At 69.9% G+C, this 26,457-nt stretch carries 25 protein-coding genes and 3 pseudogenes; 17 read left to right on the top strand and 11 right to left on the bottom strand.

All coding sequences use genetic code 11. The annotated features are described in order from the left end of the window. Positions 1 to 14: 14 nt before the first annotated feature. Positions 15 to 314: pseudogene (locus tag ACTVZO_RS32375) on the top strand (Rv2578c family radical SAM protein); the annotation flags it as partial. 126 nt (positions 315 to 440) lie between these two features. Here ACTVZO_RS32375 and ACTVZO_RS32370 read toward each other — a convergent pair. The 3 genes and pseudogenes from ACTVZO_RS32370 to ACTVZO_RS32360 form a co-directional block, all read right to left on the bottom strand. After that, positions 441 to 896 (bottom strand): annotated as a pseudogene (locus ACTVZO_RS32370) (methyltransferase domain-containing protein); the annotation flags it as partial. A gap of 186 nt (positions 897 to 1,082) precedes the next feature. Next, on the bottom strand, positions 1,083 to 1,226 hold the full coding sequence (locus tag ACTVZO_RS32365) for a hypothetical protein (RefSeq protein ID WP_019885290.1): 144 nt from the start codon (positions 1,224 to 1,226) through the stop codon (positions 1,083 to 1,085). Between the two features lie 66 nt (positions 1,227 to 1,292). Further along, positions 1,293 to 1,526: a DUF7848 domain-containing protein gene (locus ACTVZO_RS32360; protein WP_443301693.1), complete on the bottom strand. Its 234-nt coding sequence runs from the start codon at positions 1,524 to 1,526 to the stop codon at positions 1,293 to 1,295. Positions 1,527 to 1,899: 373 nt separating this feature from the next. Between ACTVZO_RS32360 and ACTVZO_RS32355 the strand changes: the two genes are divergently transcribed. From ACTVZO_RS32355 to ACTVZO_RS32335, 5 genes are all read left to right on the top strand, one after another. Beyond that, positions 1,900 to 2,229 (top strand): transposase, encoded by a 330-nt coding sequence (locus tag ACTVZO_RS32355; protein ID WP_443300103.1) that lies wholly within the window; start codon positions 1,900 to 1,902, stop codon positions 2,227 to 2,229. Next, entirely contained in the window at positions 2,226 to 3,137 is a 912-nt protein-coding gene (locus ACTVZO_RS32350) for an IS3 family transposase (protein WP_443300102.1), read from the top strand. The genes ACTVZO_RS32355 and ACTVZO_RS32350 overlap by 4 nt, the downstream gene beginning before the upstream one ends. Positions 3,138 to 3,240: 103 nt before the next feature. Beyond that, entirely contained in the window at positions 3,241 to 3,495 is a 255-nt protein-coding gene (locus ACTVZO_RS32345) for a hypothetical protein (RefSeq protein WP_443303338.1), read from the top strand. Continuing rightward, entirely contained in the window at positions 3,467 to 3,982 is a 516-nt protein-coding gene (locus ACTVZO_RS32340) for a DUF6879 family protein (protein ID WP_443301692.1), read from the top strand. Before ACTVZO_RS32345 ends, ACTVZO_RS32340 begins: the two co-directional genes overlap by 29 nt. Positions 3,983 to 4,001: 19 nt before the next feature. Beyond that, positions 4,002 to 4,847 (top strand): helix-turn-helix domain-containing protein, encoded by an 846-nt coding sequence (locus tag ACTVZO_RS32335; RefSeq protein ID WP_443301691.1) that lies wholly within the window; start codon positions 4,002 to 4,004, stop codon positions 4,845 to 4,847. A 95-nt stretch (positions 4,848 to 4,942) separates the two neighbouring features. Here the strand turns inward: ACTVZO_RS32335 and ACTVZO_RS32330 are convergent, their stop codons facing one another. Further along, on the bottom strand, positions 4,943 to 6,589 hold the full coding sequence (locus tag ACTVZO_RS32330; protein ID WP_443301690.1) for a recombinase family protein: 1,647 nt from the start codon (positions 6,587 to 6,589) through the stop codon (positions 4,943 to 4,945). A gap of 107 nt (positions 6,590 to 6,696) precedes the next feature. Between ACTVZO_RS32330 and ACTVZO_RS32325 the strand changes: the two are divergent. Both ACTVZO_RS32325 and ACTVZO_RS32320 read left to right on the top strand, forming a co-directional pair. After that, positions 6,697 to 7,227: pseudogene (locus tag ACTVZO_RS32325) on the top strand (Rv2578c family radical SAM protein); the annotation flags it as partial. A 111-nt stretch (positions 7,228 to 7,338) separates the two neighbouring features. Next, complete coding sequence (locus tag ACTVZO_RS32320; RefSeq protein ID WP_443301689.1) at positions 7,339 to 8,919, top strand: alpha/beta hydrolase; 1,581 nt, start codon at positions 7,339 to 7,341, stop codon at positions 8,917 to 8,919. 3 nt (positions 8,920 to 8,922) lie between these two features. Here ACTVZO_RS32320 and ACTVZO_RS32315 read toward each other — a convergent pair whose 3' ends face one another. Further along, complete coding sequence (locus ACTVZO_RS32315) at positions 8,923 to 9,339, bottom strand: RidA family protein (protein WP_443301688.1); 417 nt, start codon at positions 9,337 to 9,339, stop codon at positions 8,923 to 8,925. 12 nt (positions 9,340 to 9,351) lie between these two features. Continuing rightward, positions 9,352 to 9,912, bottom strand: coding sequence for an adenylosuccinate lyase (locus ACTVZO_RS32310; RefSeq protein WP_443301687.1), 561 nt, complete (start codon positions 9,910 to 9,912; stop codon positions 9,352 to 9,354). 398 nt (positions 9,913 to 10,310) lie between these two features. On the opposite strand from ACTVZO_RS32310, the gene ACTVZO_RS32305 reads away from it, so the two are divergent. The 9 genes from ACTVZO_RS32305 to pssA all read left to right on the top strand — a co-directional run bounded on the left by ACTVZO_RS32305 (position 10,311) and on the right by pssA (position 21,337). Further along, a complete protein-coding gene (locus tag ACTVZO_RS32305; RefSeq protein WP_443301686.1) occupies positions 10,311 to 12,107 on the top strand; it encodes a 3-hydroxyacyl-CoA dehydrogenase family protein in 1,797 nt (598 codons plus the stop codon). Positions 12,108 to 12,285: 178 nt separating this feature from the next. Further along, complete coding sequence (locus ACTVZO_RS32300; RefSeq protein WP_443301685.1) at positions 12,286 to 13,101, top strand: TetR family transcriptional regulator; 816 nt, start codon at positions 12,286 to 12,288, stop codon at positions 13,099 to 13,101. Between the two features lie 411 nt (positions 13,102 to 13,512). Further along, positions 13,513 to 14,850, top strand: a complete 1,338-nt coding sequence (gene ccrA / locus ACTVZO_RS32295) for a crotonyl-CoA carboxylase/reductase (protein WP_443301684.1) — start codon at positions 13,513 to 13,515, stop codon at positions 14,848 to 14,850. Positions 14,851 to 14,881: 31 nt separating this feature from the next. Then, entirely contained in the window at positions 14,882 to 16,951 is a 2,070-nt protein-coding gene (locus ACTVZO_RS32290) for a protein meaA (protein ID WP_443301683.1), read from the top strand. Next, entirely contained in the window at positions 16,948 to 17,922 is a 975-nt protein-coding gene (locus tag ACTVZO_RS32285) for an HpcH/HpaI aldolase/citrate lyase family protein (RefSeq protein WP_443301682.1), read from the top strand. The genes ACTVZO_RS32290 and ACTVZO_RS32285 overlap by 4 nt, the downstream gene beginning before the upstream one ends. Before the next feature lie 4 nt (positions 17,923 to 17,926). Further along, a complete protein-coding gene (locus tag ACTVZO_RS32280; protein ID WP_362299656.1) occupies positions 17,927 to 18,439 on the top strand; it encodes a MaoC family dehydratase in 513 nt (170 codons plus the stop codon). 2 nt (positions 18,440 to 18,441) lie between these two features. Continuing rightward, entirely contained in the window at positions 18,442 to 19,647 is a 1,206-nt protein-coding gene (locus ACTVZO_RS32275; protein WP_443301681.1) for an acyl-CoA dehydrogenase family protein, read from the top strand. A gap of 186 nt (positions 19,648 to 19,833) precedes the next feature. Beyond that, positions 19,834 to 20,490, top strand: a complete 657-nt coding sequence (locus tag ACTVZO_RS32270; protein ID WP_069922629.1) for a phosphatidylserine decarboxylase — start codon at positions 19,834 to 19,836, stop codon at positions 20,488 to 20,490. Then, positions 20,477 to 21,337, top strand: coding sequence for a CDP-diacylglycerol--serine O-phosphatidyltransferase (gene pssA / locus ACTVZO_RS32265; protein ID WP_436844276.1), 861 nt, complete (start codon positions 20,477 to 20,479; stop codon positions 21,335 to 21,337). Before ACTVZO_RS32270 ends, pssA begins: the two co-directional genes overlap by 14 nt. Before the next feature lie 70 nt (positions 21,338 to 21,407). Here the strand turns inward: pssA and ACTVZO_RS32260 are convergent, their stop codons facing one another. Genes ACTVZO_RS32260 through ACTVZO_RS32240 form a run of 5 tightly spaced genes read right to left on the bottom strand, consistent with a single transcriptional unit; the run spans position 21,408 to position 26,247 of the window. Then, positions 21,408 to 22,649 carry an ABC transporter substrate-binding protein gene (locus tag ACTVZO_RS32260; protein ID WP_443303337.1) on the bottom strand — a complete coding sequence of 414 codons (1,242 nt, stop codon included), beginning with the start codon at positions 22,647 to 22,649 and terminating at the stop codon, positions 21,408 to 21,410. 35 nt (positions 22,650 to 22,684) lie between these two features. Then, on the bottom strand, positions 22,685 to 23,800 hold the full coding sequence (locus tag ACTVZO_RS32255; protein ID WP_443301680.1) for a branched-chain amino acid ABC transporter permease: 1,116 nt from the start codon (positions 23,798 to 23,800) through the stop codon (positions 22,685 to 22,687). Then, positions 23,793 to 24,683: a branched-chain amino acid ABC transporter permease gene (locus ACTVZO_RS32250; protein WP_443301679.1), complete on the bottom strand. Its 891-nt coding sequence runs from the start codon at positions 24,681 to 24,683 to the stop codon at positions 23,793 to 23,795. Before ACTVZO_RS32250 ends, ACTVZO_RS32255 begins: the two co-directional genes overlap by 8 nt. Beyond that, the gene (locus ACTVZO_RS32245) at positions 24,680 to 25,462 is read right to left on the bottom strand and encodes an ABC transporter ATP-binding protein (RefSeq protein ID WP_443301678.1); all 783 of its coding nucleotides are present in this window, start codon (positions 25,460 to 25,462) and stop codon (positions 24,680 to 24,682) included. Before ACTVZO_RS32245 ends, ACTVZO_RS32250 begins: the two co-directional genes overlap by 4 nt. Further along, positions 25,459 to 26,247: an ABC transporter ATP-binding protein gene (locus tag ACTVZO_RS32240; protein ID WP_443303335.1), complete on the bottom strand. Its 789-nt coding sequence runs from the start codon at positions 26,245 to 26,247 to the stop codon at positions 25,459 to 25,461. The genes ACTVZO_RS32245 and ACTVZO_RS32240 overlap by 4 nt, the downstream gene beginning before the upstream one ends. Positions 26,248 to 26,457 lie beyond the last annotated feature (210 nt).

The raw sequence follows: 26,457 nt of genomic DNA, 5'->3' as shown, positions 1-26,457 counted from the left end.
CCGAGGAGGCGCCCATGCGCCGGGAGAACCTGGCCGGGGGCCCGGGAGGCCCCGCCGCGCTCTTCGGGGCCGACGCCGTCGTGACCCGCACCGTCGACACCCCCGAATTCCGCGGCATCACCTTCCACGAGGTCCGCGCCCGCTCGATCGTCAACCGGGTGCCGGGGGCCTGGCGCATGCCGTTCGAATGGACGGTCAACCCGTACCGCGGGTGCAGCCACGCCTGCGTGTACTGCTTCGCCCGCAAGACGCACGGCTATCTGGACCTCGACACCGGGCTCGGGTTCGACTCGCAGATCGTCGTCAAGACCAACTGGCAGATCCGGGCGCTGCTGCCGTAGACGCATAAAGGCACTGGAGCGTGTGAACTGGCCACTCGCCGTTCCGCCGTCCACGGTCAGCCGGGCAATCGCCTCTCCCCCGTACAGGGTCCCCCAGGGTGCCACGATCAGCCCGCCGGTCAGCGTCTGATCAACCCATGCTCGGGGCACCTCCCCGACTGAGCACGTTGCGATGACGCGGTCATACGGGGCCCCTCCGGCGAACCCCAGCCGGCCGTCTCCGACGATCACCAGCGGGGACAGTCCAGCATTGCGCAGGTTCTCACCAGCGCCCTTCGCGACCTCAGGGTCGAACTCGATGGAGACGACGTTCCCCGCACCGAGTCGGCGTGCGAGTAGCGCTGAGTTCCACCCGGTGCCCGTCCCGATCTCAAGGACCCTGTGCCCGTCCTTCACGGCGAGATCGGCCAGCATCGAGAACACCATGTGAGGCTGAGAACTGGAGCTGGAAGGCATCTTGCCCACCTCGTCCCCGCTGTGGGTCCCGTCGTCCCACTGAGTGGTCAGCGGGATATCGGAGTACACCGCCCTGAGCCATGCCTCCGGGCTCCTCATCCGGTCCACCACGGGGTTTTGCCGGGTGCCGTCCGCGATGCCCGGCCAGATGCGGTCAGGGACGAACATGTCGCGGGGGACTGCCTTGTACGTCGGCAGCCAGTCCGATTGCAGAGCGCCCGAATCAACGAGCGCAGAGGCGAGCCCCGAGGGACCCACCTCCTCTTTGCGCGTGGTCATCCGGTGCTACTTCTTCGCGGGGCCGGAGCCGTCAGAGCTGTTCCCGCCGCTCGTTTCGGAACCGCCGCCCCCGTGCCCGCGTCCGCTGCTGCCGTCGTCCTGCTGGCTGCCGCCCTGACCGCTTCCGGTGCCTCCGCCGTGCTTGGGCATTCGATGCTCCTTCACTCGTGCTGGTGTGGGGATACAGACCCGCCCTGGCAGGGGCGGGAGTTTGTGTCAGGGGCCCTCGATCCTCTCGACAACGGCAACGTCCTCGAACCGCCGGGTGAAGCCCTGATGTCCCGCACGGCCGGTGTGTTCCATGCACGCGACCTCTACAGCAGATGCGTCTTCCACGGGTCCTGTGAGCCGGCCACAGCCCTCTGTGCGGCATGTCGCGGACGCCGCCACCGTCTCACCCAGGTCCCGGCTGATCCGATGGGTAGCGAACCGGAGGACAGCGCGCGTCACCGCTGAGCCTTCCGGCGCTTCTCGCCCGTAGGGTCCTCACAGTCAATGTGTCGGTAAGAGACCACGTCAGGTCCGGAAGCACGCGGGATGGAGCCCCTGCGGCAACGGTCCAGAGTTCTCACCGGCTTGAAGCACGAGGGGCATGTCTCACCCGCCGGGGCGAAAGTCTCGTACTCCCAGAGTCTGGCGTCTGTCTCGGTCATCGCTGCCATGCCTTGCCGCCCCTCGCTGCCGTCGTGGTGATGACGACGCTAGGAGTCACAGTGCCGACTGCCTCATCAACTTGCATGAGCTTGCACGCTATTTCGGCGCAGGCGGTCTTGTCCCTCCCCTCGTAGCGTGGAGTCCGTGATTGCAGGGGAAGTTGGGATTCATGGGGTCCAAGCAACGCACATACACGCCTGAGTTTCGTGAGGGCGCTGTACGCATCGTGATCGAGACGGGCCGACCGATCCCGGAGGTCGCCGAGGAGCTCGGCGTGCACTCCGGCACGCTGCACAGCTGGGTGTCGCGGTGGCGGCGCAACGGGTCGGCGTCGTCCGACCGGTCGACTGAGCCCGCGCCGGGCGGGCGGATGCGCGAGGCCGAGCGCGCCGAGCTGGAGCGGCTACGGCGGGAGATGTCGGAGAAGAACAAGCGGATACGCGAGCTGGAGATGGAGCGTGATGTCCTCAAGCGATGCATGGTCCTCTGGGTGAAGTGACCGAGACGGACCCGGCCGCCCTGGCCGCGTTCATCGGTAACCAGAGGACCGAGCACCGCATCCCGCACCGGCTGGCCTGCCAGGTCCTGGGGGTGTCGGAGTCCTGGTTCTACAAGTGGCGCGACAAGCCCACCACCGCGCGTGAGGTCCGGCGCGGGCAGCTGACCGACAAGATCCGGCAGATCTTCGAGGACTCCGGCGGCACCTACGGCTCCCCGAAGGTCTGGTGCCTCCTGGTCCGCGCAGGCTGGCGGGTCTCGGTGAACACCGTCGCCCGTCTGATGGCCGAGCTCGGGCTGGCCGGACGGAAGGTCCGCCGACGGCGCGGGCTGACCCGGCCCGGCAAGCGTCCGGCGGCCCCCGACTTCGTGCGGCGGGACTTCACCACGGACGCTCCGGACCAGGTCTGGTGCGGCGACATGACCGAGATCACCACCGGTGAGGGCAAGCTCTACCTGGCCACCGTCATCGACCTGTTCTCGCGCCGGCTGCTCGGCTACGCGATGGGCGCACGCCATGACGCCGAGCTGGTCGTGGCGTCCTTGAACATGGCCGCGGCCACCCGCGGCGGTGACGTGAAGGGCGTGATCTTCCACAGCGACCGCGGCAGCGAGTACGGCTCCCGGCGCTTTCGCCGGGCCTGCCGCCGACTGGGCGTGACCCAGTCCATGGGCCGCGTCGGGTCGTGTTTCGACAACGCCGTCAGCGAGGCGTTCAACAGTGTGCTCAAGGTCGAGTACGCCTACCGCCACACGTTCGCCACCCGCACCGAGGCCCGGCTGAGGATTGCGACCTGGATCACCGGCTTCTACAACACGCACCGGCTACACAGCGTGTGCGGCTACCAGAGTCCGATCGACTACGAGCACGACCACCGGGCCAACTCCGCCTTGGAGCTGGCCGCTTAGAAGATCTCCACAGTCCGAGGGGATTGACAGTCTTGACGGACCACCTGATGCAGCAAGGATGGCCATGCAAGTTCAGGCAAACCACATCCGGAGAGAGGCCGCCATGGCGCTACGGTTCGTTGGGATCGACCCGAACACCGACCTGGACCACTGCCCTACCGTCTGGGCAGACGAAGAGGCCGGAGAGCTGGTGTTGCAGGGCTGGAAGGCGGGCCCTCCTCTCCGCGAGATCTGTGAGGCGAGCAGTCCGGCCAAGGGTTCAATCCCTGACAGCGAGGAAGTCATCAGGATTCCGGCACGCATGGTGCCAATGATCAGGGAAGCGTGCGATGCCGTCGAGCGTTCCGCCGTTCAGTGAACTACTGGCCAACGCCCGTGAATCCGCCGTGCACTTCGAGGCTCGGGACGACTACGGGACTAACCCCCGCCTAGAGACATGGCAGCGCGGGGCACGCGTTGACTGGAACGACCGTGAATCCTGGTGGCACCCGTTTCACCAGGCCATCGCGGATGCCGTCGCACGTGGTGTTTCAGTCCGCCGTGCCCGCATGGTGTCGGAGCCGGTCAGTGAGTACATCCACTGGGAGCACTACGCCACGCACGCCAACGTCATTGCTGGCGAAGATGTGCGCTGGCTGCCACGTAGTCAGGCAACGGGCTTCCTGGTGCCCGCCAACGACTTCTGGCTGTTCGACGGCAACCTAATCCGCCTCCACCACTTCGCCGGCGACGGCAGTCACGTCAGAGATGAAATCAGCACGGATGGAGCCACGTTGGCACTCTGCGGCCGGGCATTCGAAGAGATCTGGCAGCGAGCCATCCCGCACAGCGAATACAAGATCTGAGCAACCGGACAGCCAACTGATGTCATCCCCTTCGTCCAAAGCCCAAGAAGCCAGGGAAGCCGTATCCGGCCGGTTGCGGGAAATGAGGCTTGACGCAGGAATCACCGGACGTGAGTTGGCTGTCCGGTGCGGGTGGAGTGAGAGCAAATCATCCCGCATCGAGCACGCTAAGACGCCCCCCAGCGACGCTGACATAAGGGCCTGGTGCACAGCGTGCGGTGTCCCGAAGCTAGCTGACGACTTGATTGCCGCCAACCGTCAGGCTGATTCCATGTACGTCCAGTGGAAACGGCTCCAGCGTACGGGCCTGAGGCAGCTACAGGAATCGGGCGCACCTCCTTATGAACAGACACGGCAGTTTCATGTGTACTGCTCTAATGTGGTGCCTGGTTTCTTTCAAACACCCGGCTACGCAACTTCATTGCTGACCTCAATCGCCGAGTTTCGAGGGATGCCGAACGACGTATCGGAAGCTGTGGCAGCGCGCATAGATCGATCACATGTCATCCGCGAAGGTGAGCACCGATTCGCTGTGCTGGTTGAGGACTCAGTGTTGCGGTACCGGATTGGCAGCGCCGAAGTCATGGCCGCACAGCTAGGTCACCTGCTGTCCGTCATGGCGCTTCCTTCGATCTCGCTGGGCATCATTCCGTTCACGGCCCCCCGGCAAGCATGGCCGTTGGAGACGTTTACCATCTTCGACCGAAAGCGCGTCCACGTGGAAACCCTATCGGCAGCTATTAAGGAAACTCAGCCGAGTGACGTAGCGCTGTACCTAAAGGCTTTCGGGAAACTGAAAGAGCTTGCCGCCTACGGGGCCGATGCTCGAACACTCATCACGTCAGCCATCGACGCCGTGGGATAAAGCGCAGAAATCCCCGCGCCAGCCATCAGGAAGACAGCGAGTGCGGGGCGGCAGGGCCCCGCCCGGATCTCTCCGAACGGGGCCCTGATCGGTGCCTACGCAGCCGGTTCCCATGCGGGCTCGTCAAGCCAGTTGATCTCCATACGGGAATCGCCGTCGAACTGGACTCCTCGCTTGGGTGCGCGATGCACTCGGATACGTCGGATTGCCAGCCTCAGGAGGTCGCGTTTCAGCGGGAGGTCTGCCGCTTCCCACGCTTCTCGCTGGTCCTCCAGTTCCAGCAGGAACGAGATGTCTACCGGGCCGGTACCGCTTATGCCCTCAAGGGTCCTTTGGGCTGCTGTAACTGCCGCGTTGGCCTCGGACAGTTGGGGGGCGAAGAACCGCTCAGAGGGGCCGTCAAAGAGACCAGCCCGCCGGTCCTGCCACAGGCGGGAGAGGACTCGCTCAGCGTCCGCCAGAGCGGCCCTAGCAGTCTGCTCCTCCTCGGATGCCTGCGGGTCCTTCCTGGCTGCCCAGCGGGCCGCCACGATTGCCAGCAGAGGGTCTTCCGGATCGCTGGCGTGCAGACGGGAGGACCAAAACTGAAATACGTACTCCTCAGCGCTGTGTGCGGCTGCATTCGCGGGCGCTGGGCACACGCCGCCAGCACGGGAACGCCAGCAGGCGTAGGAGGTTCCGGCGCTGGGCATGGACGAATTGCACCCAGAGCATTCGAGTAGGTCAGTGAGCAGATGCTTTGGCTTCCATGACTCGGCGTCGGCCGGGGGGCCGCTACCGCGCGAGGCTGCCTGGGCCTCGTTGTACTCCTCCTCGGTAAGCAGTGCAGGGCCGACCATCACACTTACCTTTTCGCCATCTTCATTCAGGTACAGCATTCGCCGTGACCTGTTGTCCGAGCGTCCAGTGATCTGCCACCCGGCATACGCGGGGTTGCCGATCATGTTTGCCACGGTGCTGAACGCCCAATTTCCCCCGCTAGGTGACGGAACAGCGCGGTCATTCAGACGGCGCGCCATCTCTCGTTTGGTCACCCTCGCTACAGGCCATTCGTACGTGACCAAGCGGGCAATCTCCATCTTGGTCACGTGAGGCTCGCCCGGGATACCAGCGGACGTCTCCGGGTCGCGCTGGAGCTTCCGCTCCTCTATCTCCTCGCCGTCCTCATCGAAGGCAGAGACCATGACGACGCGCAGACCATAGGGAGCGACCCCGCTGAGCCACTCGCCGTTTTCGAGCTGGAACGTCTTGGTGTTCCTCACCCGCTCGCTCAGCACCTCGGTTTCCTCGCGAGCATCCTCAGCGCGCCGGATGAGTTCCGAACGGTCACGGGGGTTCGAACTGTCGAGTCCGATTCCGGGGTTGTCCGCGTCGCCGTTGTCGACCAGCAAGCGGCGAGGGCGGCCGTCTGCGGGCTCTACGATCGAGAGAATGGCACCGGCACCCCGGCGAGTCCATCGGTCCAGTCGAAAGACCCACAGCGCCCCGATCTCACCTCGGTCCAGAGCCTGGAGAGCGAGATCCTGCTTGGGAACCTTCTTGGACCGGCGAAAGCGGGAAGCCGATCCAACCTCACGCCATACATGGCGAACCGTCAGGCCGAGCAGTTCGGCCGTCTTACGGCCTCGGGCCTCCTGTGCGCTGACCGAGATTTCACGGCGGCCGGTCTTGCTCTTGACCGCCTGACTCTTCCGGCACACCAAGTCGATGAGGTGGCCTGTGTCGTCCGTCTGGGTGCTCATGGCGGGCATATTTGCACGTCAGGACCACTTAGGGAAGTGTGCAACTTGCCGAGGGCCGCTACCGGCTGATGCCCGCATCATCGAGGCGCTGCGCGACCTGCCCCTCCCTGCCCCTCCTGCGGGAGGCCGCCGCGGTCACCGAGGTCGGGATCTCCGTCTCCGTCGGCTTCACGGACACCGGCCTGTGGCGCACCGTCGAGCCCGGGACGCCCTCGCCCGCCGCCCGGCTGCACACCGTACGGACGCTGACCGACGCCGGGATCGAGTGCGGGGTGCTGATGGCCCCCGTCATCCCCTTCCTCGGCGACGCGCCGGAGCAGCTGCGGGACACCGTCCGCGCCGTCGCCGCGTCCGGGGCCACCTCGGTGACACCCCTGGTACTCCATCTGCGGCCCGGGGCGCGCGAGTGGTTCACGGCCTGGCTGGGCGAACACCACCCGCACCTGGTGGAGCGGTACGAACGGATGTACGCGGGCGGCTCGTACGCACCCACCTGGTACCAGCGGCAGATCACCCGCCAAGTGCACGAACTGGCGGCGGAATTCGGCATCGGCCCGAACGGGCCCCGGCCGGCCCGCCGGACCGCCGTCCCCGGGCGGCCGGTGCCCGCCGGGCCCGCGCAGCTCACCCTCCTCTGACGCCCGTCACCCCCGAGAGGTCATCACATCGGGCCAATAGGCAGCCCAATCCCGCTTTCCGGGCGCGGTTTCCGGGACGATTCCGCCCAGAACCCTCGGCTGGGAGGCCCCATGCTCCACCCCTTGAAGAAGCGCGCCGCTGTCCTGCTGTCGATCTCCACCGTCGCCGCCGTCGCGTCCGTCCTCGTGAGCCCGGTCTCGGCCGCTCCGGCGGCCCCGGCCGCCGCCGCGCCGCAGCAGGCCGCGCTGCGCTGGACGAACTGTTCGACGCCCCGCTACCCGACGCTCCAGTGCGCCTCCCTCAAGGTTCCCCTCGACCACGCCCGGCCCGCCGGCCGCCAGATCTCCCTCGCCCTGACCCGGGTCCCGCACACCGCCGCCACCTCCTCGGGCCCGCTGCTGGTCAACCCCGGCGGCCCGGGCGGCAGCGGGCGCACGCTGGCGGGCTTCGTCGCGTCCGCCCTGCCCAAGGACGTGGCCTCCCGGTACGACGTGATCGGCTTCGACCCGCGGGGCGTCGGCAAGAGCGAGCCGGCCCTCGACTGCGGGGCGGGCCACTTCACCCCGGTCCGGCCCGACTCCGTACCGCTCGACGCGGCGACGGAGCAGGCCAATCTGGACCGGGTGCGCACCTTCGCCGAGTCCTGCCACACCCGGCACGCGGACGTGCTGCCGCACATCGGCACCGTCTCCGCCGCCCGCGACATCGAGGTGCTGCGCACGGCCCTCGGCGCGGAGCGGATCAGCTACTTCGGCTACTCGTACGGGACCTACCTGGGCGCTGTGTACGCCAAGCTCCACCCGCGGCGGGTGCACCGGCTCGTCCTGGACTCCGTGGTCGACCCGGGCGGGGTCTGGTACGAGGACAACCTCGCGCAGGACCGGGCCTTCGACGCCCGGCACAAGGCCTTCCTGGCCTGGGTCGCGCAGCACGACGCCGTCTACGGGCTCGGCACCGGCGCGGCCGGGGTGGAGCAGCGCTGGTACGCGATGCGCGACGAGCTGCGCCGGACGGCCGCGGGCGGCAAGGTGGGCCCGTCCGAGCTGGAGGACACCTACATGCCGGGCGGCTACTTCAACGGCTACTGGCCCAGCCTCGCGGAGGCCTTCGCGGCGTACTCCGTGAAGAAGGACCCGAAGCCGCTGGTGGCGGCGTACGAGCGGTTCGGGGCGGTGGAGCCCTCCGCGGGCAACGGCTACAGCGTCTACACCGCCGTGCAGTGCCGGGACTCGGCCTGGCCGAAGGACTGGAACCAGTGGCGCGCGGACATGTGGCGCACGCACGCCGAGGCTCCCTTCATGACCTGGAACAACGCCTGGTACAACGCCCCGTGCGCGTTCTGGCCCACGGAGCCGCTCCAGGCCCCGGACGTGACCAACGCCGACCTGCCGCCCGCCCTCCTGCTCCAGGCGACGGAGGACGCGGCGACCCCGTTCCGGGGTGCGCTCAGCATGCGGGACAAGCTGAAGGGCGCGGCCCTGGTCGTCGAGGAGGGCGGCGGCAACCACGGGATCTCGCTGAGCGGCAACAAGTGCCTGGACGAGAAGGTCGCGGCCTATCTGCGGACGGGGCAGGCGGCGGACGCCGTCTGCCCCGCCCAGGAGGCACCGAAGCCGACCACGGCGACCCGCGCGGTCCCGGCCTCGGCGGGCGGCGCGGCCCTGCACGGGCTGCTCGGTTTCCGGGGCTGAGGCTCAGCCGGCGGGCAGCACCGCGAAGGCCTCCACCTCCAGCAGCAGTTCCGGCCGGAACAGGGCGGCGACCTGGACGGCCGAGGACGCGGGCAGCCGGTCGGCGGGGATGACGGCGTCGCGCGCCTCCCGCACCGCCGGGAGGTGGGCGACGTCCGTGACGAAGTAGGTCAGCTTCACGACGTCGTCGAAGGTGGCCCCGGCCGCCGCCAGGCAGCGCCGCAGGTTCTCGAAGACGCGGCGGGCCTGGGCGGCGGGGTCGCCCGCGCCGACGACCTCGCCCTGCTCGTCGAGGGCGCACTGCCCGGAGACGGCGACGAACCGCCCGGCGCCCATGACGACGTGGGCGTATCCGGCGGCGGGGGCGACCCCCTCGGGTGCGGGTATGCGGGTGAGGTGGCCGGTCTGGTGATCGTTCATGGGCCGATCCTGTCAGCCGAGCGCCCGCAGCGCGGCGGTGGCCGCCACCGCGAGCCGGGGGTGGGCCTGGGCGCGGGTCAGCAGCTCGCGGGCACGCACGTCTCCGAGGGCGCCGAGGCCCTCCACGCAGGCCAGCGCCACCCGCCAGTACGGGTCGTGCGGGGACAGCAGCCGGGACAGGGCCGTCATCAGGGCGGGGGCCGACTCCGGGGCGCGCAGGGCGGTGAGCAGCCGGACGGGCTGCAGGGCGTAGGCCGTGCGCAGGCCGTTGGTGGCGAGGGCGGCGGCCGCGCGGGCGGTGCGCGGGTCGCCGAGTACGGCGAGCGCTTCGGCGGCGGCCGCGCACCGCGGCGGGTCCCGGTGGTTGAGCAGCAGCACGAGGGCCTCGAAGGCGCGGCGGTCCCCCGCCAGCCCCAGCCGGTACGCGGCCAGTTCGCGGGCCCACAGGGGCAGCCCGGCGGTGGTCAGGGCTGCGGCCAGCCCGTCCGGTCCGGCGGTGAGCAGCGCCTCGTAGCGCGGCTGCTCCGGGGAGCCGGTGGCTTCCGCCCGCAGGCGTTCCAGCACGTCGTTCACGCGGCCACCCTAGGCCTCCGGGGCCGCCGCCACGGGCCGTTCTCAGCGATTGATGATCGATGATCGGTACATTTGGGCGGTACAGGTCACATCTCCGCGCTCTGGCGCACCAGTTACCGGCGGGTTACTGTCGCTTCAACACGTACGAGGGCGGCCTGGTGACGCAGCCGCCCCGTGCCGGTCGGTTCAGCACGACACCACGGCGTGGCCCCGGGACAGGGTGCCGCCGCTTTCGCCCCACGGGCTCCCGCTCCTGCCGGGTTCCCGCCCGCGGGCTCCTCGCCCCACGGCATTCCACGCCGTCATCCCCGCGGCCTCCCGCGCGCAGGGACCGGCATCCGCGCGCGCTGTGCGGCGCGCGCCCCTCAGTCGTCACCCTCTTCCACTGGAGTCCCTCGATGGACCGTCAGTCCAGTCACCCCACCCTCCAGACCATCGCCGTCGTCGGCCTCGGCACGATGGGCACCGGCATCGCCGAGGTCCTGGCCCGCGCCGGCCGCGAGGTCATCGGCATCGACGTCAGCGAGGCCGCAGCCCGCCGGGCCGCGGCCGCGCTCGCGGCGGCCACCGCGCGCTCCGTCACCCGGGAGCGCCTCACCGAGCAGGAGCGGGCGGAGGTGCTCGCCCGCTTCCGCACCTTCACCGATCTGGGCGCCGCCGCCGAGGCCGATCTCGTCATCGAGGTCGTGCCGGAGTCGTACGAGCTCAAGCAGCAGGTCTTCCGCGAGCTCGACGCGATCGTCCGGCCCGACACGATCCTGGCCACCGGGACCAACGCCCTGTCGGTGACCCGGCTCGCCGCCGAGTCCCAGCGCCCCGAGCGCGTGCTGGGCCTGCACTTCTTCAACCCGGCCCCGGCGATGAAGCTGGTCGAGGTCGTCTCCTGCGTGCTGACGGCCCCGCCGGCCGTCGAGGCGGTCACCGGGCTGGCCCGCGAGCTCGGCAAGGAGCCGGTCGCGGTCGGCGACCGCCCCGGCTTCGTCGCCGACGGCCTGCTCTTCGGCTACCTCAACCAGGCCGCCGCCATGTTCGAGGCGAAGTATGCCTCCCGCGAGGACATCGACGCGGCGATGCGGCTCGGCTGCGGTCTGCCCATGGGGCCGCTGGCGCTGCTCGACCTGATCGGCGTGGACACGGCGCGCACCGTCCTGGAGGCCATGTACGCCTCCTCCGGCGACCGGCTGCACGCCCCGGCCCCGATCCTGGGCCAGCTCGCGGAGGCGGGCCTGACCGGGCAGAAGGCCGGACGCGGCTTCTACACGTACGAGGGTCCGGGCAGCTCGGCGGTGGTCCGCGACCAGCAGACCCCGCCGGAGCAGTCCCTGCTGGGCGCGGGGCGTCCGGTCCGCTCGGTCGGCGTGGCCGGCTCGGGCACGATGGCGAGCGGGATCGCGCAGGTCTTCGCGCAGTCCGGCTTCGACGTGGTGCTGGCCGCCCGCAGCCAGGAGAAGGCGGACGCGGCGAAGGCCTCGATCGGCAAGTCCTTGGGCCGTGCGGTGTCCAAGGGCCGGCTGACCGAGGAGGCCGCCGCGCAGACCCTGGGCCGGATCACCCCGGCCGGTTCGCTGGACGCCTTCGCCGAGGTGGACCTGGCCGTGGAGGCCGTGGCCGAGGACCTCGCCGTCAAGCAGGAGCTGTTCGCGGCCCTGGACAAGATCTGCAAGCCGGGCGCCGTGCTGGCGACGACCACCTCCTCGCTGCCGGTGATCGCGGTGGCCCGCGTGACCTCGCGCCCGCAGGACGTGATCGGCATGCACTTCTTCAACCCGGCCCCGGCGATGAAGCTGGTCGAGGTGGTCCGTACGGTCCTGACGGCCGACGACGTGCACGCCACGGTCCGCGAGATCTGCGTCAAGGTGCGCAAGCACCCGGTGGACTGCGGGGACCGGGCCGGGTTCATCGTGAACGCCCTGCTGTTCCCGTACCTCAACAACGCGATCAAGATGGTCGAGCAGCACTACGCGAGCCTCGACCAGATCGACGCGGCGATGAAGCTGGGCGGCGGGTACCCGATGGGGCCCTTCGAGCTCCTCGACGTGGTCGGCCTCGATGTCTCGCTGGCCATCGAGAAGGTCCTCCACAAGGAGTTCCGCGACCCGGGCCTGGCCCCGTCCCCGCTGCTCGAGCACCTGGTGGCGGCGGGCTGCCTGGGCCGGAAGACCGGCCGCGGATTCCGTGAGTACGCCCGCCGGTAACCACAGGCCGGGCCACGAGCCGGATGCGTGGGGAGGGCTCCTCGGGCCCGCCGGACCCTCACGGTGGGCGAACCCTCCCGACGAGCACTGTGTGCCCAGTGCCGGTCCTCCCCCGCATCCACCCCCGTCCCACCCCCCTCGGGCGCGCTCAGGTGCGCAGATGAAGTACGTTCGCTCTATGTCCCAGCCCGCCAAGACCTCGTCCCGCGCCGCCGCGGCCTCCGATCCGCAGGAGAGCACCGCCGGCACCAAGGCGGCCGCCCAGCGGCTCAAGATGCGCCGCGAGCTGGCCACGGCCGCGATGGAGCTGTTCGCGACCAAGGGGTACGAGGCGACGACGGTCGACGAGATCGCCGCGACCGCCGGGGTGGCCCGCCGCACCTTCTTCCGGCACTTCCGGTCCAAGGAAGAGGCGATCTTCCCGGACCACGACGACACCCTGACCCGCGCCGAGGCCGTCCTCGACGCGGCCCCGGCCCACGAGCACCCGCTCGACACGGTGTGCCGGGGGATCAAGGAAGTCATGAAGATGTACGCCGCCTCGCCCGCGGTGTCGGTGGAGCGCTACCGGCTGACCCGCGAGGTGCCGGCGCTGCGGGAGCGGGAGATCGCCTCGGTGGCGCGCTACGAGCGGCTGTTCACCCGCTACCTGCTGGCGCACTTCGACGAGCAGGACCACCACGACGGCAACGACGACCCGCTGCTGGCCGAGGTGGCCGCCTCCGCCGTGGTGACGGCGCACAACCACGTGCTGCGGCGCTGGCTGCGGGCGGGCGGCCAGGGCGACGTGGAGGCTCAGCTGGACCACGCCTTCGGGATCGTGCGCAAGACCTTCGGCACGGGGATCGGCGCCGGCCGCTCCCTGACCGCCGCGGCGCCGTCCGCGCCGGCCGCCGTCCGCACGCAGGGCGAGGTGCTGGTGGCGGTGGCCCGGACCGACGCCCCGCTGGACGAGGTCATGCGGACCATCGAGGAAGCACTGCGCACCACGTAACCCGAGAGCAGCACGCGGCACGGCGCCGCGCGCGATCCTCGTCACACAGGGCCGCCCCCGTTCCGGGGGCGGCCCTCTGCGTATGTCCGGCTTGCCCCTACTCTCGGGTAACTCTGATCGATCATCGCTCATCCGTGCAGGTCAATCGGCAAATGAGAGAAAGTTTTGGCACGCGGTGCCTTGCCGGGTGACACGGGGTGCCATACGTTGAATCTCGTCCGGATGTCCCCGCGGCCCACGCCCACTCGGCACGGAACGCGCCCCGGATGCCTGCGTCACCAGGCACCGCACGCCGCACCACAGGCGTCGCCAGCACCACAGCACCAGCCGGACCGACGGCACACCCGCTCCCGCTCCACGCACCCCGTTTACCTCAGCGCACCCTCATCAGCGCTAGCCGGAGGCTCTACCGTGAAGGACATCCTGGACGCGATCCAGTCGCAGGCCGCTACGGCCGCCGACTTCGCGGCCCTGCCGCTCCCCGACTCGTACCGCGCGGTCACCGTGCACAAGGACGAGGCGGAGATGTTCGCCGGGCTCACCACCCGCGAGAAGGACCCGCGCAAGTCCCTGCACCTCGACCAGGTCCCGCTGCCGGAACTCGGCCCGGGCGAGGCCCTGGTGGCCGTCATGGCCTCGTCGGTCAACTACAACTCGGTGTGGACCTCGATCTTCGAGCCGGTCTCCACCTTCAGCTTCCTGGAGCGCTACGGCAAGCTCAGCGACCTCAGCAAGCGCCACGACCTGCCGTACCACGTCATCGGCTCCGACCTCGCGGGCGTCGTGCTGCGCACCGGGCCCGGCGTCAACGCCTGGCAGCCCGGCGACGAGGTCGTCGCGCACTGCCTCTCGGTCGAGCTGGAGTCCTCCGACGGCCACAACGACACGATGCTCGACCCCGAGCAGCGCATCTGGGGCTTCGAGACGAACTTCGGCGGCCTGGCGGAGATCGCGCTGGTCAAGTCGAACCAGCTGATGCCCAAGCCCGGCCACCTCAGCTGGGAGGAGGCCGCCTCCCCCGGTCTGGTCAACTCCACCGCCTACCGCCAGCTGGTCTCCCGCAACGGCGCCGGCATGAAGCAGGGAGACAACGTCCTGATCTGGGGCGCCAGCGGCGGCCTCGGCTCCTACGCCACCCAGTTCGCGCTGGCCGGCGGCGCCAACCCGATCTGCGTGGTCTCCAGCCCCGAGAAGGCCGACATCTGCCGGGCCATGGGCGCGACCGCGGTCATCGACCGCAACGCCGAGGGCTACACGTTCTGGAAGGACGAGCACACCCAGGACCCGAAGGAGTGGAAGCGCTTCGGCAAGCGCATCCGCGAGCTGACCGGCGGCGAGGACATCGACATCGTCTTCGAGCACCCCGGCCGCGAGACCTTCGGCGCCTCGGTCTACGTCACCCGCAAGGGCGGCACCATCACCACCTGCGCCTCGACCTCCGGCTACATGCACGAGTACGACAACCGCTACCTGTGGATGTCGCTCAAGCGGATCATCGGCTCGCACTTCGCGAACTACCGCGAGGCCTGGGAGGCCAACCGCCTCATCGCCAAGGGCAAGATCCACCCCACCCTCTCGAAGGTGTACTCCCTCGAGGAGACCGGCCAGGCCGCCTACGACGTCCACCGCAACCTCCACCAGGGCAAGGTCGGCGTCCTGGCGCTGGCCCCCGAGGAGGGGCTCGGCGTCCGCGACCACGAGCTGCGCGCCGAGCACCTCGACGCGATCAACCGCTTCCGCAACGTCTGAGTCGGCTCAAAGGCCTTAAGGATCGCCTGAGATGACAGAGCGCCAGAAGGACCGTCCGTGGCTCATGCGGACGTACGCCGGCCACTCCACGGCCGAGGCGTCCAACGAGCTGTACCGCCGCAACCTCGCCAAGGGCCAGACGGGTCTGTCGGTCGCCTTCGACCTGCCGACCCAGACGGGCTACGACCCCGACCACATCCTCGCCCGCGGCGAGGTGGGACGGGTCGGGGTCCCGGTCTCCCATCTGGGCGACATGCGGCGGCTGTTCCAGGACATACCCCTGGAGCAGATGAACACCTCGATGACGATCAACGCCACCGCCATGTGGCTGCTGGCGCTCTACCAGGTGGCCGCCGAGGAGCAGGGGGCCGACGTCTCCAGGCTCCAGGGCACCACCCAGAACGACATCGTCAAGGAGTACCTCTCGCGCGGGACGCACGTCTTCCCGCCGGGGCCCTCGCTCCGCCTGACGACGGACATGATCGCGTACACGGTCAACCACATCCCGAAGTGGAACCCGATCAACATCTGCAGCTACCACCTGCAGGAGGCCGGAGCCACCCCGGTACAGGAGATCTCGTACGCGATGTCCACCGCGATCGCGGTGCTGGACTCGGTGCGCGACTCGGGCCAGGTGCCCGAGGAGCGCTTCGGCGAGGTGGTCGCCCGTATCTCCTTCTTCGTGAACGCGGGCGTCCGCTTCATCGAGGAGATGTGCAAGATGCGCGCCTTCGGCCGCATCTGGGACCAGGTCACCCGGGAGCGCTACGGCATCGAGAACGACAAGCAGCGCCGCTTCCGCTACGGGGTCCAGGTCAACTCCCTGGGCCTCACGGAGGCGCAGCCGGAGAACAACGTCCAGCGGATCGTGCTGGAGATGCTGGCCGTCACCCTCTCCAAGGACGCCCGCGCCCGCGCGGTGCAGCTGCCCGCCTGGAACGAGGCGCTGGGCCTGCCCCGGCCCTGGGACCAGCAGTGGTCGCTGCGCATCCAGCAGGTCCTCGCCCACGAGAGCGACCTGCTGGAGTACGAGGACATCTTCGCCGGATCCCACGTCGTCGAGGCCAAAGTCGACTCCCTGGTCGCCGACTGCCTGGCCGAGATCGACCGGATCCAGGAGATGGGCGGCGCGATGGCCGCCGTCGAGTCCGGGTACCTCAAGGGCGAGCTGGTCTCCTCGCACGCCGAGCGGCGGGCGCGGATCGAGGCCGGCGAGGACAAGATCGTCGGCGTCAACTGCTTCCAGCAGACCGAGGAGAACCCGCTCACGGCCGACCTCGACGGCGCCATCATGACGGTCGACCCGGCCGTGGAGGCGCTGACCGTCGAGCGCATCGTGCGCTGGCGCGCCGAGCGCGAGGAGTCCTCGGAGCGGCAGGGGGGCGGCGACCCGTTCGTCTTCCCCACCACCCGGCAGGCCCTGGAGCGCCTCAAGGAGGCCGCGGCGGGCACCGAGAACCTGATGGAAGCCACCCTGGAGTGCGCCCGGGCGGGCGTCACCACCGGCGAGTGGGCGAGCGCCCTGCGCGAGGTGTTCGGCGAGTTCCGCGCCCCGACCGGGGTCTCCTCGGCCCCGGTGGCGGTCACCGCCGAGCCCGGCACGCCGATGCACGAGGTCCGCGAGAAGGTGACCCGCACGGCCGACGAGCTGGGCACGGGGCGGCTGCGCCTGCTGGTCGGCAAGCCCGGCCTGGACGGGCACTCCAACGGCGCCGAGCAGATCGCCGTCCGGGCCCGCGACGCCGGCTTCGAGGTGGTCTACCAGGGCATCCGGCTGACGCCCGAGGAGATCTCCTCCGCGGCGCTGGCCGAGGACGTGCACTGCGTGGGACTGTCCATCCTGTCCGGCTCCCACAGCGCACTGGTCCCGGACGTCCTGGAGCGGCTGCGCGCGGCGGGGGCGGGTGACATTCCCGTCATCGTCGGAGGCATCATTCCGAACGCGGATGCCGTGACGCTCAAGGCGGCCGGCGTGGCCGCCGTGTTCACGCCGAAGGACTTCGGCATCACGGAGATCATCGGACGTATCGTCGACGAGATCCGCAAAGCCAACAAACTCGCCCCTCTCGAAATCCTTGCAAGCACGGAGGTCCCCGCATGACCACGCCAGTCCACCCGGTCAACCGTCTTCGCCCGCGTCGCTCCTGCCTCGCGGTGCCGGGCTCCAACCCGCGGTTCCTGGAGAAGGCCCAGGGCCTGCCGGCCGACCAGGTGTTCCTGGACCTGGAGGACGCCTGCGCGCCGCTGGCCAAGCCCGAGGCCCGGCACACCATCGTGAAGTTCCTCAACGAGGGTGACTGGACCGGCAAGACCCGGGTCGTGCGCGTCAACGACTGGACCACCCAGTGGACCTACCGGGACGTGGTCACCGTCGTCGAGGGCGCGGGCCAGAACCTCGACTGCATCATGCTGCCGAAGGTGCAGACCGCCGACCAGGTCGTCGCGCTGGACCTGCTGCTCACGCAGATCGAGAAGACCATGGGCTTCGAGGTCGGCAAGATCGGCATCGAGGCCCAGATCGAGAACGCCCAGGGCCTGAACAACGTCAACGCCATCGCCCAGGCCTCGCCGCGCATCGAGACCATCATCTTCGGCCCGGCCGACTTCATGGCCTCGATCAACATGAAGTCCCTGGTCGTCGGCGAGCAGCCGCCCGGCTACCCGGCGGACGCCTACCACTACATCCTGATGAAGATCCTGATGGCGGCCCGCGCGAACAACCTCCAGGCGATCGACGGCCCCTACCTCCAGATCAAGAACGTGGACGGGTTCCGCGCCGTCGCCGGCCGCGCCGCGGCCCTCGGTTTCGACGGCAAGTGGGTGCTGCACCCGGGCCAGGTCGACGCGGCCAACGAGGTCTTCTCCCCCTCCCAGGAGGACTACGACCACGCCGAGCTGATCCTCGACGCGTACGACTGGTGCACCTCGGAGGCCGGCGGCAAGAAGGGCTCCGCGATGCTCGGCGACGAGATGATCGACGAGGCCAGCCGCAAGATGGCCCTGGTCATCGCGGGCAAGGGGCGCGCCGCGGGAATGCAGCGCACCGGCAAGTTCGAGATCCCGGAGGCCTAGGACCATGCAGTTCGGACGCACGTACGAGGAGTTCGAGGTCGGTGCGGTCTACAAGCACTGGCCCGGGAAGACGGTCACGGAGTACGACGACCACCTCTTCTGTCTGCTGACCATGAACCACCACCCGCTCCACATGGACAGCAACTACGCCGAGAACACCACCGATTTCGGCAAGAACGTGGTGGTGGGCAACTACATCTACTCGCTGCTGCTCGGCATGTCCGTGCCGGACGTCTCGGGCAAGGCCATCGCCAACCTGGAGATCGAGTCCCTGCGGCACGTGGCGCCGACCTTCCACGGCGACACGGTCTACGGCGAGACCACGGTCCTCGACAAGACCCCGTCGAAGTCGAAGAACGACCGCGGCATCGTCTACGTCGAGACCAAGGGCTACAAGCAGGACGGCACCCTCGTCTGCGTCTTCCGGCGCAAGGTGATGGTCCCGACCGAGACGTACATCAAGGAGCGCGGCGGCGAGCAGCCCGGCCGCCCGCAGCTGAAGGAACAGGGGAAGTAGCCATGGCCCGACTCGCCCAGACCGCCGGGCTGACCGACGTCCAGCGGGAGATCCTCAAGACCGTCCGGGAGTTCGTCGACAAGGAGATCATCCCGGTCGCGACCCAGCTGGAGCACCGCGACGAGTACCCGCAGGACATCGTCGACGGCCTCAAGGAGCTCGGCCTCTTCGGCCTGATGATCCCGGAGGAGTACGGCGGCCTGGGTGAGTCGCTCCTCACCTACGCGCTGTGCGTCGAGGAGATAGCGCGCGGCTGGATGTCCGTCTCGGGCATCATCAACACGCACTTCATCGTCGCGTACATGCTCAAGCAGCACGGCACGCAGGAGCAGAAGGACCACTTCCTCCCCCGCATGGCGCTGGGCGAGGTGCGCGGCGCGTTCTCCATGTCCGAGCCGGCGCTGGGCTCCGACGTGTCGGCCATCACGTCCAAGGCGGTGAAGGACGGCGACGAGTACGTCCTGAACGGGCAGAAGATGTGGCTGACGAACGGCGGCAGCTCCACCCTGGTGGCCGTTCTGGTGCGAAGTGACGAAGGACACCCCGACGGCACGGCGCCCCACAAGTCGATGACGACCTTCCTCGTCGAGAAGGAGCCGGGCTTCGGTGAGGTCCGGCCGGGTCTGACGATCCCCGGCAAGATCGACAAGATGGGCTACAAGGGCGTCGACACGACCGAGCTCATCATGGACGGACTGCGCATTCCGGCCAATCGGGTCCTCGGCGGCCAGACCGGCCGAGGGTTTTACCAAATGATGGACGGGGTCGAGGTCGGCCGCGTCAACGTGGCGGCCCGTGGCTGCGGTGTCGCTCAGCGTGCTTTCGAACTGGGTGTCTCTTATGCCCAGCAACGTCACACTTTCGGCAAGCCGATCGCCGAGCACCAGGCCATTCAGTTCAAGCTGGCCGAGATGGCTACCAAGGTCGAAGCCGCCCATGCGATGATGGTCAATGCAGCACGCAAAAAGGACTCCGGGGAACGAAACGACCTCGAAGCAGGGATGGCGAAGTACCTCGCCTCCGAGTACTGCAAGGAGGTGGTGGAGGACGCATTCCGCATCCATGGCGGCTACGGGTTCTCCAAGGAGTACGAGATCGAGCGCCTCTACCGGGAGGCTCCGATGCTGCTCATCGGTGAAGGTACCGCCGAGATCCAGAAAATGATCATCGGGCGACGCCTGCTCGAGGAGTACCGACTCCAGGACTAAAAGTCCCTTTTGCGGCGGATCATCCACCGATTCGCCGCGAAAGAGTCACTAGCAGTCACTGGCTGATGGACATCGACTCGGCTTCTGGCTTGCCCAGTTGTTGCGTGCAACCGATAGCATTCCAGTAAAGCCGCCGTCCCGTCCCCCCGTTTGCGGCGCGGCAATCACCCGCTACGAAGGTCATCCATGCCCCACAGCCAAACCTCTGCACCTCGCGACAGCCTCCGTGGCGTACGCCTCGCGCGCGGAGCATCGCCGTGGCTTCTGCCGACCCTCGCCACCGCGGCGCTCAGCCTGACCCGGGCTCGCAAGTCCGGGCGCTGGGCCGCGGCGGCCGTGCCCACCACCGCGCTCGCGGCGGGCATGCTGTGGTTCTTCCGCGACCCCGAGCGCGAGATCGCCCAGGGCCGTGTCATCTCCCCCGCCGACGGTGTGGTGCAGAGCATCATGCCGTGGAAGGACGGACGGACCCGGGTCGCGATCTTCATGAGCCCGCTGAACGTCCACGTCAACCGCGCGCCCCTGGCGGGCACGGTGACGTCCGTGGAGCACATCCCCGGCGGATTCGTCCCGGCGTTCAACAAGGAGAGCGAGAACAACGAGCGCGTTGTCTGGCACTTCGACACCGAGCTCGGTGACATCGAGATGGTGCAGATCGCCGGTGCAGTCGCCCGGCGCATCGTGCCGTACCTGCCGGCCGGAACCAAGGTCGAGCAGGGCGAACGGATCGGTCTGATCCGCTTCGGCTCCCGCGTCGACATCTACCTCCCCGAGGGCGTCGAGGTCGCGGTCGAGGTCGGTCAGGCCACCACCGCGGGGGTGACACGAATTGACCGTGACTGACCCTGAGACTCCGGCAGCCGGCTGGGTGCCCGAGCCCGCCGAGGAGGAGTCCGCCGAGGACGACATGCCGCTCTCGCTGCGGCTGTCGATAGCGGACACCCTCACCCTCGGCAACGCGACGTGCGGATTCATGGCGGTGTACTTCACCACCACCGGAATCCTCATCCCGCACCTCACCGGCAGTGGCGAGTCGGGCATGGCCCGCAACAGCGCCGCGACGGCAGTGATACTGATGCTGCTCGCCGCGGTCTTCGACCTCTTCGACGGCATCGTGGCCCGCAAGCTGCGCAGCTCGCCGATGGGCGCCGAGCTGGACAACCTGTCCGACCTGATCAGCTTCGGCCTGGCTCCCGCGTACTTCGTCCTCGTCTACGGCATGGTCGCCGACGACGCGGTGCAGAAGATGTCGGCGCTGGCCGCGATCGTGGTCCTGCTGGCCGTGGTGCTCAGACTCGCGAGATTCAGCTGCGTGACCATGAAGGACGGCATGTTCCAGGGCATGCCGAGCCCCTTCGGCGCGCTGACGGTCGTCTCGATCGTGCTGCTGGAGCTGCCGTTCGTCCCGACGCTGCTCGCGATCATCGGTGTGGCCTGGCTGATGGTGAGCCGGGTCGAGTACCCCAAGCCGCGGGGTGTCCTCGCGGTGGCGATGCTCTGCTGGATCATCGGTGCGATGGGGCTGCTGGCGGCCTGGGCGTTCGACGCCCCGGGCGGACAGCTGCTGCTCCAGACCGGCTGCGCGCTGCAGATCGCGATGGCGGCGACGATTCCGCTGTTCGCGACGACCCGGCGGGCGAACACCTTCCGGCACAACCGTCGCGAGGCGCGCGCCACCACGCTGCGCTGAGCCTCACACGACGAGAGGGCCCCGGATGCCAGTGGCATCCGGGGCCCTCTCGTCGTGTGAGGCCGGATCCTCAGCCCGCCGGGGTGTACTTCTCGGCCGCGGGGGCCACGGCGGCTTCCTTGACCACCTTCAGGCCGCCCGGGGTCTGCTCGTCCGGTTTCATGATCACGCTTTGCCGGGTGGAGGGGGCCTTCGGGTCCGAGAAGTCGTGGGTGATGCCGAAGCCGCTGTCGTACGCCTTCAGGGTCAGCAGGGCCTTGCCGACGCCCTCCCGGGTGAGGTCCTTGTCCGCGCAGGCCTTCTTCAGGGCCTCGCCGTAGACCGCGGCGGCCGTGTAGCCGGCCACCACGCCGTTGTCGAGCCCCGCGCCCGGGTAGGCCTCCTTGTAGGCCGCTGCCAGGGCCGCCGGGCCCGCCTCCGGGGCGCCGATGGGGAGGCTGGACGCCGCGACGTAGTAGTCCTTCTGCAGGGCCGCGCCCGCCGGGGTGGCGAGCAGCTGCGGGGAGAAGGCCGAGTTGTTGCCGACCACCGGCACGTTCCAGCCGCCGGCCGCGGCGACCCCCACCAGCGACGCCGCCTGCCGCGGGCCCGCACTGATCACCACGGCCTTGACCCCGGCCTGCTTGAGGGCCGCCACCTGGGCCGACATGTCGTTGTCGGTGGGCTTGATCTTCTGCTCGACGACCGTGAGCCCGGCCTCCTTCGCCGCGTGCTTGGCGCCTTCCAGGGCGTTCTCGCCGTAGTCGCCCTCGAAGTACACGTGCCCGATCTTGTCCCCGGAGGCGATGCGCTTCTGGTCGAGGAGGTAGCCGACGGCGTTGACCGTCTCGATGTCGTACGTGGCCCCCACCGTACGGATGGCCGGGCTGCCCAGCAGCGACGCGGACCAGGCCTGCGGGATGACCAGGCCCTTGTCCTGGCCGTCGATGCGGTCCTTGGCGGCGGCGACGAACGGGGAGCCGATGAACTGGGCGAAGCCGAGCACCTCGGGCTCCAGCTCGGTGTAGCCGGCGAGGGCCTTCTGCGGGTCGTAGCCGTGGTCGCGGACCGTCAGCTCCAGCTGCCGGCCGCAGATGCCGCCCGCGGCGTTGGCCTGCTTGATCCAGAGCTGCTGGGCCTGGGTGACGCTCTTGCCGAGGGAGGCGTAGACGCCGGTCATGTCGGTGAGGGCGCCGAGCCTGATGGCGGTGGCGGTGACCCCCTTGCCGGTCTTGACCCCGCCCTCGGCCTGCTTGTCCTCGGTGCCGGAGCCCGCCTTGCCGCTGCATCCGGCGGCTCCGGTGAGGAGGAGCGCGGCCGCGAGGGCCGCCATACCGAGGCGCGCTCGCTTGTCCGTGCCGGGTCTGGTCACGCTGACTCCTTCGGGGGTCGGGTCGGGCGGATCCGGGCGAGGCCGCCCGGGAGGAACAGGACGACGGCGACGACGGCCGCGCCGTACAGATAGCGCGACGCCTCTCCCGGGGAGACCCCGCCGGCGCCGGGGGCGGCGACGAGGGGGAGGGCGTCGCTGTACCGGGTGAGCAGCTGGGGCAGCAGGGAGACGAACCCGGCGCCGATGACGGCGCCCGCCACCGTGCCGAGGCCGCCGATCACGATCATGGCGAGGTATTCGAGGGACAGGACCATGCCGAAGTAGTCGGGCACGGTGCGCTGGAAGACCAGGGCGAGCAGGACCCCCGCCAGGCCCGCGTACATGGACGACACGACGAAGACGGCGGCGCGGTAGCGGGCCACGGGGACGCCCATGACGCCGGCGGCGATGGTGTGGTCCCGGATGGCGTTCATGGCGCGGCCCGGGCGCCCGCGCAGGATGCCGCGGGCGAAGAGGGCGCAGGCCAGGAGCGCGGCGAGGGCGACGTACCAGAGCTTCTCGGCGGACTGGAAGGGGACGGCGGCGATCACGGTCTCGGTGTCGTCGAAGGTGATCCCGAGGAGGGAGAGGGGCTCGACGGCGCGGCCGTTGAACCCGCCGGTGAGCGGGGTGGCGTTGAACAGGACGTGCTGGCCGATGAAGATCAGCGCGAGGGTGGCGATGCCGAGATAGGCGCCGCGCAGCCGGCCGGCGATGGGGCTGAAGAGCCCGCCGGCGGCCCCGGCGAGGGCGACGGCGATCACGGCCGCCAGCCAGCTGGGCAGGCCGAGGCCGACGAGCTCGTGGCCGCCGGAGCGTCCGCCGTCCCCGGCCAGGGCGCAGTAGCCGTACGCGCCGACGGCGAGGAAGAAGGCGTGCCCCATGGAGAGCTGGCCGGTGGCGCCGGTGAGCAGGTTGAGGCCGATGGCGCCGATGCCCGCGGCGATGGCGAACAGCCCGGCCTGGAGCCAGAAGCGCTCCAGGTAGAAGGGCAGCGCGAGGAGCACGGCGGCTCCGGCGGCCCACAGCACCAGGCGCGCCGGGGCGGGGCGCCGCAGGGCCAGGCGCGCCGGGACCGGCCGCCGCAGGGCGGGGCGCGGGGTGTCAGACACGGGCGGGCTCCTTCGTTCCGAAGAGGCCCGCCGGGCGCAGCAGCAGGACCACGACCATGACCAGGTACGGGGCGAGGTCGCCGATACCGCGGCCGAGGAAGGCGAGCTGGCCCTGGTAGCCGGTGGCCATGGCCTCGGTGACGCCGACGATCAGGCCGCCGGCGAGGGCTCCGGTGGTGGAGTCGAGGCCGCCGAGGATGGCCGCGGGGAAGGCCTTGAGGGCGGCCAGCGAGGTGGCCCGTTCCAGGCCGGGGGTGGGGAAGACGGTGAGGAAGAGGGCGGCCACGGCGGCCAGCGCCCCGGCGACCGCCCAGGCCGCCAGGGAGACCCGGCCCAGCCTGACGCCCATCAGCGCGGCGGTCTCCGGCTTCTCGGCGGCGGCGCGCATGGCCACCCCCCAGGCGGTGTACCGGAAGAGCAGCAGGAACGCGCCGATCAGGAGGGCGGCCGAGACGAAGGCCGCGATCCGGGTCTGCGGGAGGGTGACCGGGCCGAGGTGGACCACGGCGTCGCCCCACGGGTCGCCGAGGGCGAGGACGTCCGTACCGATGCGGCGGGTGAGGTCGGTGGTGATCAGGATGTCCACGCCGATGGTGACGATGGCGAGGACGCTCTGGTCCTGGCCGCGGTAGCGGCGCATCACCAGGAACTCCACCCCCGCGCCGACGGCGGCCGCGGCGCCGATGCCGGCGGCCAGGGCGGGCCAGAAGCCGATGTCCTCGTGCAGGACGGCGGTGACCCAGCCGCCCGCCAGGAGGAGCGAGGCGTGGGCGAAGTTGACGACCTCGGTGGCCTTGAAGATCACCACGAAGCCGAGTGCGATCAGGGCGTACACGGAGCCCATGGAGAGGCCGCCGAGCAGCAGTTCCAGGAAGGTGGTCACGCGGCCGGGTCCTCCTCGCCGAGGTAGGCGCGGACGACCGCCGGGTCGCTCTGCACCTGGGCGGGGGTCCCGCCGCCGATCCGTCTGCCGAAGTCGAGTACGGTCACCGCGTCCGCGAGCCGCATCACCACCCCCATGTCGTGTTCGACCAGCACGATCGATATGCCGAGGCCGTCGCGCACACCGGCGATGACGGCGGCGGTGCGCTGCCGTTCGTCGGCCGTCATCCCCGCGACGGGTTCGTCGAGCAGGAGCAGCCGGGGCTCCATGCACAGGGCCCGGGCCAGCTCGACGAGTTTCTGTTTCCCGTACGGGAGGGAGCCCGCGGGCGCGGCCAGGTCGGACCCCAGGCCGACGAAGGCGGCGATCTCGCGGACCCGTTCGCGGTGCCGGCGGTCCTCTCGGACGGCGGAAGGCAGCCGCAGCCCGGCCGCGAGGAACCCGGAGCGCATCAGCCGGTGGCGGCCGAGCAGCAGGCTGTCGGCGACCGTGGTGTGCGGGGGCAGGGCCAGGTTCTGGAAGGTGCGGGCGATGCCGAGCGCGGCGACGGCGTGCGGGGCCAGGCCGGTGAGCTCGGCGGTGCCGAATCGGACACTGCCCGACGCGGCGCGGTAGACCCCGGACAGGACGTTGAAGCAGGTGGACTTGCCGGCGCCGTTGGGGCCGATGACGGCGTGCAGACTGCCGGGCTCGACGGTGAAGGAGACCCGGTCGAGTGCGGTGAGACCGGCGAAGCGGACCGTGACGTCGGTGACCGTGAGCGGCGGTGTCCCCGTCATGCCGACCACCTGCGCAGGGTGTGGGCCGGCCGTGCGGGCGGGGTGTCCCCGTCGGTGATGCCGAGGTAGCGGCGGCGCACCTCGTCCGAGGCGGCCAGCTCCGCGGCCGGGCCGGACAGGGTGACCTCGCCGACCTCCAGGACGTACGCGTGGGAGGCGAGACGCAGCGCGAGGGCGGCGTTCTGCTCCACGAGCAGCACCGAGGTGCCCGCGGCGTTGATCTCGGTGATGGTCGCGGCGATCGTCGCGGCCATCTTCGGCGCCAGGCCCAGGGAGGGCTCGTCCAGGAGCAGCAGCCGGGGGCGGGCCATCAGGGCGCGGCCCAGGGCCAGCATCTGCTGCTCCCCGCCGGAGAGCAGGCCGGCCCGCTGCCGGGACCGTTTGGCGAGGACCGGGAAGAGTTCGTGGACGCGGGCCAGCGAGCGGGCGGTGTCGGCGCGGGAGCCGGCCCGGGCCCCGAGGGTGCCCGCCCGCAGGTTGTCCGCGACGCTCATCCGGGCGAACACCTGGCGCCCTTCGGGGACCTGCACCACTCCGGCGGCCACCGCCCGGGCCGGTGCGAGTCCGTCCAGCGGCATGCCGTCGAAGGTCACGGTGCCGCCGGTGACGGCGCCGCGGTGGAAGGCGAGCGTGCGGGACACCGCCCGCAGCAGGGTCGTCTTGCCCGCGCCGTTCCCGCCGAGTACGACGACCACGGCGCCCTCGGGCACGTCGAGCGACACGGCGCGCAGCGCCCGGACCGGCCCGTAGCCGACGGACAGCTCGCGCACTTGGAGCGAGGCCACTTCCCCTCCCACTTCCCCTCCCACTGCCAGGCCCTGTCCGGGCGCTGTACCGGCGTTGGGCCGGCGTTGTGCTGGCGCACAGACCAGCACCGGGCGGAGCGGCCGTCCACGGCCAGAACCGGAATCGCTGCCGATGACCAGCCGGGGGTGGGGTCCGGTTGTGCAACGGCACAGACCTGTGGACGGGGCCCCTTACGCCGGTGGGCCGCG

The organism is Streptomyces sp. IBSNAI002 (assembly GCF_052244475.1).
In the GTDB taxonomy this organism is placed as follows: Bacteria; Actinomycetota; Actinomycetes; order Streptomycetales; family Streptomycetaceae; genus Streptomyces.
This window is presented reverse-complemented; position numbering and strand designations above follow the sequence as displayed.